10 protein-coding genes and 6 tRNA genes are annotated in these 11,683 nt (G+C 29.7%); 1 reads left to right on the forward strand and 15 read right to left on the reverse strand.

Annotated elements, in window-relative coordinates; genetic code table 11:
* Positions 1-57 precede the first annotated feature (57 nt).
* The 6 genes from E5347_RS14570 to E5347_RS14595 form a co-directional block, all read right to left on the reverse strand.
* Positions 58-133, reverse strand: a tRNA-Val gene (locus E5347_RS14570).
* Between the two features lie 20 nt (positions 134-153).
* A tRNA-Tyr gene (locus E5347_RS14575) sits at positions 154-238 on the reverse strand.
* Between the two features lie 6 nt (positions 239-244).
* A tRNA-Thr gene (locus E5347_RS14580) sits at positions 245-319 on the reverse strand.
* 20 nt (positions 320-339) lie between these two features.
* Positions 340-424: transfer RNA gene (locus E5347_RS14585), tRNA-Tyr, on the reverse strand.
* Positions 425-430: 6 nt separating this feature from the next.
* Positions 431-505 (reverse strand) — tRNA-Thr (locus E5347_RS14590).
* A gap of 20 nt (positions 506-525) precedes the next feature.
* Positions 526-610, reverse strand: a tRNA-Tyr gene (locus E5347_RS14595).
* A 298-nt stretch (positions 611-908) separates the two neighbouring features.
* Here E5347_RS14595 and yyaC point away from each other — a divergent pair.
* A complete protein-coding gene (gene yyaC, locus E5347_RS14600; RefSeq protein ID WP_207670497.1) occupies positions 909-1,436 on the forward strand; it encodes a spore protease YyaC in 528 nt (175 codons plus the stop codon).
* A 139-nt stretch (positions 1,437-1,575) separates the two neighbouring features.
* On the opposite strand, the gene mreB is transcribed toward yyaC, so the two are convergent.
* The 9 genes from mreB to E5347_RS14645 all read right to left on the reverse strand — a co-directional run bounded on the left by mreB (position 1,576) and on the right by E5347_RS14645 (position 11,683).
* Positions 1,576-2,610, reverse strand: coding sequence for a rod shape-determining protein MreB (mreB, locus tag E5347_RS14605; protein WP_136007969.1), 1,035 nt, complete (start codon positions 2,608-2,610; stop codon positions 1,576-1,578).
* A gap of 151 nt (positions 2,611-2,761) precedes the next feature.
* Entirely contained in the window at positions 2,762-3,013 is a 252-nt protein-coding gene (gene spoIIID / locus E5347_RS14610; protein WP_136007970.1) for a sporulation transcriptional regulator SpoIIID, read from the reverse strand.
* A gap of 76 nt (positions 3,014-3,089) precedes the next feature.
* Positions 3,090-3,818: a M23 family metallopeptidase gene (locus E5347_RS14615; RefSeq protein ID WP_136007971.1), complete on the reverse strand. Its 729-nt coding sequence runs from the start codon at positions 3,816-3,818 to the stop codon at positions 3,090-3,092.
* 495 nt (positions 3,819-4,313) lie between these two features.
* Entirely contained in the window at positions 4,314-5,336 is a 1,023-nt protein-coding gene (gene spoIID / locus E5347_RS14620) for a stage II sporulation protein D (protein ID WP_243109793.1), read from the reverse strand.
* A gap of 170 nt (positions 5,337-5,506) precedes the next feature.
* Complete coding sequence (gene murA / locus E5347_RS14625; RefSeq protein WP_136007972.1) at positions 5,507-6,766, reverse strand: UDP-N-acetylglucosamine 1-carboxyvinyltransferase; 1,260 nt, start codon at positions 6,764-6,766, stop codon at positions 5,507-5,509.
* A gap of 21 nt (positions 6,767-6,787) precedes the next feature.
* On the reverse strand, positions 6,788-7,282 hold the full coding sequence (locus tag E5347_RS14630) for a hypothetical protein (protein WP_243109794.1): 495 nt from the start codon (positions 7,280-7,282) through the stop codon (positions 6,788-6,790).
* A gap of 541 nt (positions 7,283-7,823) precedes the next feature.
* Entirely contained in the window at positions 7,824-9,806 is a 1,983-nt protein-coding gene (locus tag E5347_RS14635) for an ABC transporter permease (RefSeq protein WP_136007974.1), read from the reverse strand.
* Positions 9,799-10,566, reverse strand: coding sequence for an ABC transporter ATP-binding protein (locus E5347_RS14640; protein ID WP_136007975.1), 768 nt, complete (start codon positions 10,564-10,566; stop codon positions 9,799-9,801). The genes E5347_RS14635 and E5347_RS14640 overlap by 8 nt, the downstream gene beginning before the upstream one ends.
* Positions 10,567-10,675: 109 nt before the next feature.
* Complete coding sequence (locus E5347_RS14645; protein ID WP_243109795.1) at positions 10,676-11,683, reverse strand: sensor histidine kinase; 1,008 nt, start codon at positions 11,681-11,683, stop codon at positions 10,676-10,678.

Consider the following 11,683-nt stretch of genomic DNA (forward strand, 5'->3'; position numbering starts at 1 on the left):
TACAACCTGCTGATTACAAGTCAGCTGCTCTACCGTTGAGCCATGCCAGCATATTATTGGTGGAAACAACAGGGATCGAACCTGTGACCCTCTGCTTGTAAGGCAGATGCTCTCCCAGCTGAGCTATGCTTCCATATTGTTAAAAAATTAAAATGGTGGGGGAGGACGGATTCGAACCATCGAAACGAAACGTAACAGATTTACAGTCTGCCCCCTTTGGCCACTCGGGAACTCCCCCATTTTATGGAGCTGGCAATAGGAATCGAACCTACAACCTGCTGATTACAAGTCAGCTGCTCTACCGTTGAGCCATGCCAGCATATTGTTAAATAAATTTAATGGTGGGGGAGGACGGATTCGAACCATCGAAACGAAACGTAACAGATTTACAGTCTGCCCCCTTTGGCCACTCGGGAACTCCCCCATTTTATGGAGCTGGCAATAGGAATCGAACCTACAACCTGCTGATTACAAGTCAGCTGCTCTACCGTTGAGCCATGCCAGCATATTGTTAAATAAATTTAATGGTGGGGGAGGACGGATTCGAACCATCGAAACGAAACGTAACAGATTTACAGTCTGCCCCCTTTGGCCACTCGGGAACTCCCCCATGTCAATTTATTTAATTAAATTTCAGTTTTTAAGCTTACCGCCTCAACTGACAATGATTAGTATATATTTATTGTTTCCTAATTTCAAGTGCGTTTTTCAAGGGTTTAGCTTAATTATTCTAATTTTATTCTTAAATGCTCTCTCTTTCTTTCATTTAATACTAATATCTTATTTTATAAAAATATATAACCCTTTTTAACCTTTTCTTAACTTTTATCTAAAATATTCTTTTTTATACATTTAATTATATTTTTTATAAAAACCTCATATATTGATACAATGAGGGGGTGTTTACTATAAAAAATACAATTCACTATAATATTCCTGATGCTCATATTGAAATTTCTAATCATTTAAAAAAATATATTAATGAAAATACAATTATCGTTTGTATAGGAACTGATAAGTTTATAGGGGATTGTTTAGGTCCTTTAGTGGGAACCTATTTGAAAGACCAAAAATGTTCCCTACCTATATATGGCACAATTGAATCTCCTATTCATGCATTAAATATTCATAAAGAATTGGATAAAATTAAAGCTCTTCACCCTAACTCAAATAATAATATTTTAGGTGTAGATGCTTCACTTGGACATGGAGAGTCTATTGGTACAATATGTATTAGAAATGAACCCATATATCCAGGTAGAGGCGTAGGTAAAGTTCTTCCTAAAGTAGGTAAAGCTTCTATAGTAGGTATTATAGATGATAGTGAGGACACTACCTTTTTTTCAAATAGATCCATTAGACTACACTTTGTTATGGAAATGGCTAAGGTTATTGCTTCCTCCATAATATATTCCATTGACTTTGATAGTAAATAAAAGGGAGCCTTACGCTCCCAAGTAAGGCTGTCTAAAAGACAGCCTAATTAACATTATAATGTATACTAAACTATGTTCTATAAGAAATCACTAATAATTTAAAATTAAAATTCTAAATTTTTATATAAATCTATGAATTTTAATCTACTAATGCAATTTCATTATCTGATAAGTCTCCATCTAACTTATCTATATATCTTAAAACCTTTCCTGTTCCTTCTGCAACAGCTTCTATAGAATTATTAGCTACTTCAACACTAACTCCTGTTTCATGTTCAATTAGCTTATCTAATCCATTAAGTAATGAACCTCCGCCAGTCATTAATATACCTTTTTCTATTATATCTGAAGCAAGCTCAGGTGGTGTTTTTTCCAATACTGTTTTAACACTTTCAACTATTAGCGTTACAGATTCCTTTAAAGCTTCATTAATTTCTTTAGAGCTTATAACTACGTCATCTGGAAGCCCTGTAATTAGGTTTCTTCCTCTTACATTGCTAGTTGCATCTATTGAACCTTTAAAAGCTGATCCTATACTTATTTTTAATTCTTCTGCCGTCTTCTCACCAATTAATATTTTATACTTATTTCTCACAAACCTAATTATAGCATCATCAAAAGTATCTCCTGCTACTTTTATAGATGCCCTAACTACAACTCCACCTAAAGATATTACAGCAATATCAGTAGTTCCTCCACCAATATCAATTACCATTGAACCATTTGGTCTAGTTATATCTAAACCGGCTCCAATAGCAGCTGCTAAAGGTTCTTCTATTAGATGAACTTTCTTTGCTCCAGAGTTTCTAGCTGCATCTATAACAGCTCTTTTTTCAACTTCTGTTGCTTGTGATGGAACACATACCATTACCTTAGGAGCTTTTATTTTACTTTTGCCATATGCTTTTCTAATAAATGCCTTTAACATCTTCTCAGTAATATCATAGTCAGAAATAACACCATCTTTTAGTGGCCTAACAGCTACTATATTACCTGGTGTTCTTCCTATCATTTTTCTGGCATCTTCTCCAACAGCTAGTACCTTATTTGTATTTTTGTTTATCGCTACTACTGAAGGCTCTTTTAATATAACTCCCTTACCTTCTGAATAAACTAATACTGTTGCTGTACCTAAGTCTATTCCTAAATCGCCCCTATTTCTCAAAAACCACATTCCGTTCACTCCTAATCTTTAAAACGCTAATAATAAATATTTAAAATGATTACTTTACAATATTTGCCCTATTTCTTATTATATATGGAATATGGTTATCCTTCAATATATTTCACCTTTTTAATTACAAAATCTGCTATAATGCTAGCAATTAATCTGCTGCCTTATATTTCATCTTTGTGGCTTTTCCACCTCTAATATGTCTCTCTGCTTTATTTAGTTCTAATATTGAATGAGTTTCTTTAGCTATTGTTGGATTGATCTTAGGTAATCTTTCAGTCATATCTTTATGAATAGTACTTTTGCTTACTCCAAATACTTTTGCAGTTTTTCTAATTGTATCTTTTGATTCTATTATATACTTTGCTACTTCTAAGACTCTCTCTTCTATATAATCTTTCAAAAAAATTACCTCCCTTTTATACTCGATTTATTTTTGTACTCATCAGCTCAATAAAGAGCTGATGAATTAAAATTTATTATTCTTCATTAAAAGTAAAATATGCTGTTGGATCTAAGTCTTTTCCGTCTGAATCATATACTTGAAGGTTTAAATGCTCTCCAAAATCTTCATTAGTGAATATCTTAGAGCTTTCTCCTACAGTCCCAATAACAGTCTCTTCTGTTACCTTATCCCCAACATTTACTTTTATATCTTTAGATAAATTTGAGTACTTTGTATATAATCCATTAGCATGTGCTATTACTACATAATCTCCATCTTCAGTTTTACTAGAAACTTCTTTAACTTCTCCTATAGCCGCAGCCTTTACTTCTGTTCCAATTGCAGCTTGGATATTTACCCCTCTAATATTTCTACTAGTACCATCACTCATTGCTTGAGGCTTTGGATATGTATATCCTCTTGATACTAATCCTTCCACGGGATTTGTGAACAACACCTCAGTATTAGTGCCTGCTGATACATTAACGCCCTCTCCTAAGGAATCAGCATTTCCCTCAGCTAATTCATCGTCACTAGTACCTTCAACTCTGTCAGCATTTTGCTTTTTAACTTCAGAAGACTCATTTTTATCAACATTTAAAGTAAATTCACTTTGAGTATTGTTACCTTCTTCTAAAGCTTTATTCCTCTTAGTAGTTATAACTGCTACTGTTGCAATTACGCATAAACAAAGGAATAATATTAAATAAAAGCCCTCCTTCCTAAAAAAGTCTTTTACCTTATCTTTATTGTTAATCTGCATATTAACACCTCCTTTTTTTATTCTTGCCTGATATAATAAATTAATACAATTTAGTTAATATTTGTTTTCATCAAATTTCTACAACTTCTGCTAATTTAACTGCTTATATTTACACTCTATTTTCAAGCTATTTATGTTATAATTCTTGACTATTTCTTAGGTTTTAATACCTTATAAAAAGAAAAAAAGAAGCTGCCTCAAGCAACCTCCTTTAGTATTTAGTAATTTATAATTATGGATGTAATTCTTCCATAATTACTAGAAATAATTTAAATATAGAAAAACCCCCTATTTTTTTTAATAGAGGGTTTTCAACAATCTATAAACTCTTTAGGAGTTTTTTCATGATTTATGCATAATAAATTTTTCATTAATCATTGTTCCACCAAACTCTTTTGTAAAACTGTAAAACTCCGTAGGAGTTTTCTCCTTAATTATGCATTATCCATTATTTATTATTCATATTTACTATTCATATTTACTATTCATTGTTTACTATTCATTAAACTTAAGTTCTTTTAATTCAATACCTGTATAATAATGCTTTAATATTGAGCTATAATCAGAACCATCCTTAGCCATAACATTAGCTCCCCACTGACTCATTCCTACTCCATGTCCATAACCCTTAGTCTCAAATATAATGTTATCATTACTTATTGTATATTGAAAATTAGTTGAATTTAATCCTATAGCTAATCTAAAATCTAATCCCCTTACAGTAGACTCCCCTACCTTAATTTCTTTTACACCACCAGCATCACTTCTACTAATTATATTTATTTGTTCACTTAAATTATTAACTGTTACCTTTGCATCCTGAAACTTTGTATTAATCGTTTCTACAAACTTGTTAATATCTAATTTAACTTCACCATTAAATCTAGGAGCTACCTCTTCTTCCCCAGTACTTTCTGTAGAAACTAAATAAGGAAGATCACTTGAAAATACATCCTTTGCATTTTCTGTCATGCCAGAGCTAGTTGAAAAGAATTGAGGATATTGAACTAATTCCTTGTTATAAGCTAATACTTTTCCCTTAGTTTCATCCACAGCCTTAGAGATTTTATCCCAATACTCTTGTCCTTTATCTTCCCATTTTGTTATTCTTTCTTCTTTCCCTATATAGACTTGACAATGAGTTGTATCGCAAACATCTCCTCCTTTTGCTATATCACAATGTCTGCCTCTTTTTGCTGCTACATAAGTCCTAGCTGCAACTGATTGAGCTTTTAAAGCTTCAACTTCAAAACCAGCTGGCATTTCACCAGAAACTACACTTTTAACATACTCTTCTATAGGCACCTCAACAACTTTATCTTCTTTAGTAATATAAACCTTTATAGTATCTGCACCAGATAAGCTAATATAATTATTCTCCTGAACCTCTATCCCTTCATTCTCCTTTTCCTCTGTAGCCCTTACAGGTATTGCTTTTATAATAAAACTAGGAACTACAATCATAAATATAAGTATTATTACACTTAAGATAGCTGCTGATTGAAAATCTTTCCTCAAATAAATATCACTCCTTCCAAGTAGCTATAATTTAATATATGTTGCAATTTATAAAATATAATTCCTTTTTATTGAAAATTTAAATAAAAAGAACTATAAAATACTTTCCTAATTGAAAGTTTTATAGTTCTTTTTATAGGTTAATAAATTAATTACCACTTAAAATTCCTTTATTTATCTACTCTATAAATATTTGCTCCAAGACCTCTAAACTTTTCTTCTATATCAACATAACCTCTATCTATGTGATATAAATCACTTATTTCAGTTCTTCCATGAGCTACTAAACCTGCTAAAATCATAGCTGCACCTGCTCTTAAATCTGTTGCCTTTACATCACAGCCTGTTAAGGAATCAACACCTTCAATAATTGCAGTCCTACCATCTATTTTTATATTAGCTCCCATTCTAACTAGTTCAGCTACATGCATGAATCTATTTTCGAAAACTGTTTCTGTTATTATACTTGAGCCTTTACAAATTGATAGTAAGGCCATCATTTGCGCCTGCATATCAGTTGGAAATCCAGGATAAGGTAGTGTTTTAATATCTACTGGACTTTTTTCTCCTGTTCCATCTACTAAAATAGTATCTTCACCTAAGCTTTCAAATTTAACACCACACTCTTTTAACTTTTCAATAGTTGGTCTTAAATGATCCTCAATTGCTCCGTTAATAGTTATCTTACTCTTAGTAATTGCAGCAGCTACCATAAAAGTTCCTGCCTCTACTCTATCGTATATTGGCTTATACTCTATTCCTTTTAGTGAATCAACACCCTCTATAGTTATTTTACCTACTCCAGCTCCATGAATCTTAGCTCCCATTGAATTAAGGAAATTAGCTAAATCCCATATTTCTGGTTCTTCTGCAGCATTTTCTATAATAGTTGTTCCCTCTGCTAAAACTGATGCCATCAAAATATTTTCTGTTGCACCTACAGAAGGAAAATCTAGATATATTCTATTACCTTTTAGCTTTTTAGCTTTTGCTTCCACAAAACCATGTCCAATTTCAATATCTGCTCCTAATAATTTAAATCCTTTTAAATGTAGATCTATAGGTCTACTACCAATATTACATCCTCCTGGCATAGAAATTTTACATTTTCCAAACCTTGAAAGCATTGGACCCATTATTAAAAAAGAAGCTCTCATTTTTCTTATTAAATCACTATTCATACTTGTTTCTTTTAAATTCGAGGTGTTTATCTTTAAATCTCTATTATTAATAGTTTCAATGCTACAATCCATTTCTAATAATAAGTCATTTAATACAATAACATCTTCAAGCATAGGAGCATTTTTTATAACTACATCATTTGGACTTAATATGCTTGCAACTATTATAGGCAAAACAGAATTTTTAGCTAAACTAATATTCACTTCACCCTTTAGTTTATTACCACCTTCAACTATAATTTTTTCCATATTATCCTCCATTATAAATTGTTAGTATGTTACGAATATCACTGGTGTTCCAAGAATTAAATACTCATTGGAATTATGACGGGTGAATGCAAAATTAATTTTTTCTCCATCCTTTAATATAGCTTTTGCGCTAATTCCATTATTAATATCTAACTCCTCTAAGGTATCTTTATCCATCCTACTTCTTAGTACATCTAAAATATTCTGCTTCTGTTCTTCTACTATTTTTACCTTTACAAATTTAAAATATTTTATATTTTTAGCTGCAATGTTTTGTATTTGTTCTATTTCCTTCTTAAGCTGAATTGTATTAGCTTTTCTTCTATTATTTACATAGGTAATTTGAACCTTAGTATCAATTTTATCCTTCCATACTATCGCTGTTATTTCCTTATCTTTATCTTTATAACTTATAATGTTATCTTCAATTTTTATATTTTCACCTAAGTATCCCGTTAGATTATCTTTAATTATTAGTAATTCATCTTGAATTTCTTCTTTTGATATGTAATTCATTCTTATCCCATTACTTACAAATTGAGAATTATTTAATGTATTTTCCTCTAAATAATAAAAGTCGGTATTTTTTTCATTATTATTAATTCCATACGCACCTATGATTAATAAAAAAAATGCCATTACAGGCAGTATTTTTATATATTTTTTAAAATTTAAAATATTTATTTCGACCCCCTACCTTTCCTTTAAATTATTGTCCAAAAGAAAGGTTTTTATTCAAGATAAATATCCATAATATAATATATAAAATAAGTTGAAAATTGTGATTAATTGTCAATACTTAAAACTTTATAATTCAAATTTACTAAATAACTAATAAAATAAAAATCCACTTCATTAACATATGCTTCTCCTAACATTAATGTTATCCACAATTTATTCTAAATACGTTTGAATAAACAATCTAAATTTTTAATATTTATGTTATTTAAAATAGAAAATAGTTCTTAAAAAATAAAAAAAGCTGCCCAAAAGGCAGCTAAAAAAACTATTTTTTCATCAATTCTTCATTCTACATTATTCATTCTTAATTTTTCTTCTATTCTCTTCTAACTATCTTATAATAAGCCCTTGCTGTTAAAATATAAATAACGCTATATATTAAAGCAAATATAATAAATGATACGACAGTACATAATATAAATAACTTAGTATTAGTTAGATTTAACATAGAAAGTATCTTTACTATAAATGGGAAGGCAAAAGAAATATGAATTCCTGCTGTTATTAATGGTAAAAAGAATACAGTTAAGACTTGAGATCTTATAGAGCCTTGAACCTCTTCATTACTCATACCTACCTTTTGCATTATTTCAAATCTTTCTTTATCATCATATCCTTCAGATATTTGCTTATAGTAAATTATTAAAATTGTTGCCATAATAAATAATACTCCTAGGAAAATTCCAATAAAGAATAAACCACCATAAAGTGAAACAAAACTACTTCTAGATCCAACTTTAGTTTCACCTATAAAATCGAATCCCTTATTGTTTAAGGTATCTATAATGTTATTATATATAGCTTCCTTTTCATTATCATCTACCTTTAAATCAATACCATACATAAAATCTATTTCAGAAGCATTTTCTCCAAAGGTCTCCTTTTGAGCTCTATAAAGATCATCTAGCTCCCCCATATCTTTCACTACTATAAATTGACTACTAGCTACATTAGCTGAAATAATTCCATTTCCTAAAAAGTCATCTACCCTTTCAGCAATCTTATAACTTTTATCAAAAACATTTATTGTATCATACTCATATTTATCACGATTCGAATATAATAATACTTCTCCATCTTCTAAAGCTTTACTTTCTAAAGCCACCTTATTATAATCTTCAAGGGTTATAAATATTAAATTATTAATATCATTAACAACTACTGAATTAGAGTTTCTATTAGTAAGAAACTTATCTTTATCTTTTATACCTGCAAAATTTAAATATGCATAGGATACTTCTTTTTCAACATTTTCCCTTGAAATAATATTATCTATTTCTTCTACTAATAAGTTGTTTTTATTAGTATCACTTCCATCAGAATAAATAGAAATATCATATGGGTATCTTGTATTAATTATATCTTCCATTCCCATCATCATAGATGAAGTTGATGATATCATAACTAATACCATTGTAGAAAGGATACATATATTAGCAAGGCCAACTGCATTTTGCTTCATACGATAAATCATTCCAGCAACACTAGTAAAGTGTTTAAAATTATAGTAATATTTTTTATTTTTTCTAAGGACCTTTAGAAAAGCTATACTTCCAGCTGTAAATACTAAATATGTTCCTACTATAACTAATATAACTGCTACAAAAAATAAAGATATAGCTGCCACTGGATCTTTAGTAGTTAATGCTATATAGTATCCAAGTCCTAAACAAACAAAGCCTAAGATAGCCATAGCCCACTTAGTCTTAGGTTCCTTTTCTCCAAAATTACTACTTTTTAATAATTCAATAGGATTTGATAAGTGCACTTGACGAAGTGAATTGATGAATATTATAAAAAATATAATTGAGAATAGAATTATAGTTGATAAAATTGATGACCAGGAAATATAAAAACCTAGTGAAATTTCTATTCCCATTAACTTTAAAACACTAAGATACATTAGCTTATCAAATAAAATACCAATAGCTATTCCTAAGGTAAGACTTATTAATGCTATATATAAAGTTTCATATCCTATAACCCTTAATAAATGCTTTTTTTCCATTCCAAGAATATTAAATAATCCGAACTCTTTCTTCCTTCTCTTAATTAAAAAGCTATTAGTATAAAAGAGAAATATTATAGCAAAAATTGCTGTTATATTATTTCCTAAGCCTAAAGTTATAGAAATTGTGTCACTTCCAATCAAAGTACTAATTCCTTCATTATTTGAAAGTGAATGAATAATATAATACATTGCTGCAGTAAAGATACAAGTAAGTATATATGGAATATATGTTTTACTATTCTTCTTTATATTATTTGCTGCCAGCTTTGGATAAAACACATTATTCATTTTTCATTCCCCCTGTTGCTATTAACGTAAGGGTATCAGAAATTTTTTGGTACATTTCCTCATTAGAATTTTTGCCTCTATATAATTGATGGAATACCTCCCCGTCTTTAATAAACAAAACTCTACTAGCATGACTTGCAGCCTTAGTAGAATGAGTTACCATTAAAATAGTTTGACCTTCTTTATTAATTTCCTTAAAAAGCTTAAGTAGACCATCTGTTGCACGAGAATCTAAGGCCCCAGTTGGCTCATCTGCTAAAATAAGCTTAGGTTTAGTTATTAAAGCTCTAGCTACAGCTGCTCTTTGCTTTTGTCCCCCTGAAACTTCATATGGATATTTCTCAAGAATATCTGATATACCTAACTTCTTAGCTATAGGATGTAGACGTTCCTTCATTTCACCATATTCTTTTCTAGCTAAAACTAAAGGCAAAAATATATTATCCTTTATAGAAAAAGTATCTAATAAATTAAAATCCTGAAATACAAATCCTAAGTTATCTCTACGGAATGCAGAAATCTCCTTCTCCTTAATATTATTAATGCTCTTACCATCTAGCACTACTTCCCCATTAGTTGGCTTATCTAAGGCTGCTAAAATATTTAAAAGAGTTGTTTTTCCTGAACCCGATTCCCCCATTATTGCTACATATTCCCCTTCTTCAACAGAAAAAGAAACATTTGATAATGCTTGAACTTGATTTCCTCCAAAACGTGTAGTATATATTTTTTTCACACTATTAACTTCTAATATTGACATGTTATTTCCCCTTTCATCTTATAGCATAAGTATAATAAAATGACCAAAATGCCTCCATTCATTTCTGTGACATTTTAGCCTTATGTCCTTACATTTTTGTAAGGTCTTTTTATTCTACTTGGAGATCTATAGTCTTTAAATCTATAAAAAATGTACTTCCTTTTCCCACTTCTGATTCTACATAAATTTTATGAGAAATCTTATTGGCTGCTCTTTTACATAGGTATAATCCTAAACCCGTTGATTTTTTATCAGCCCTACCATTATATCCAGTAAAGCCTTTTTCAAATATCCTATGTATATCCTCTTCTGCAATTCCTATTCCAGTATCAGAAATAGATAGAATCTTATCCTTATCAACAGAAATAGTTATAACTCCCTTATCTGTATATTTAATAGCATTAGATAAAATTTGTTCTATAATGAAAGATAACCATTTTTCATCTGTTAATATTATTTTGTCAGTGCCCTTATAATTTAAAGAAATTTTCTTTCTTATAAATTGTGAAGCATATTTTCTTATAGATTTCTTAATAATGTCATCTAACTTATATTCCTTAAAAACAAAATCACTGGAACTACTATCTAATCTAAAATAGCATAAAACCATTTCTACATACTCTTCAACTTTAAAGAGCTCAGATAATAATTCCTTATTTTCATTAGTGTCTTCCCCCTGAAGGATTAATTTCATAACTGATATTGGGACTTTAATTTGATGAACCCAAGTTGTATAGTAATCAATGCTCTCCTTTCGTTGTTTAACTAATTCTGTTAAGTTCTTATTATTAATATCAATTAGAGAAAAAATCATCTTATGATAATCTTCCTCTATACCCTTCCTAGGAGGTGGCAATTCATTAGCTATTAAAGAAATATTTTTTTCAATCCTTATAAGCTCAGTGTGTTTTTTATAATAATTCAAAAATTTAAATATAAAGTAAATTAATGCTAAAACTATACAAAGTATTGAAGCGTATATCACAGCCTCAATCTCTAAATTATATAAAGAAAAAATCCCCATAAATATACCTACAAAAGCAACAAATAATATAATTATAGAAACATTTCCCAAAATATACTTATATAAACTTTTAAAAATATTATCTTCTTCCAA

The sequence above is a fragment of the Clostridium sartagoforme genome (assembly GCF_004794105.1).
Classification (GTDB): Bacteria; Bacillota; Clostridia; order Clostridiales; family Clostridiaceae; genus Clostridium; species Clostridium sartagoforme_B.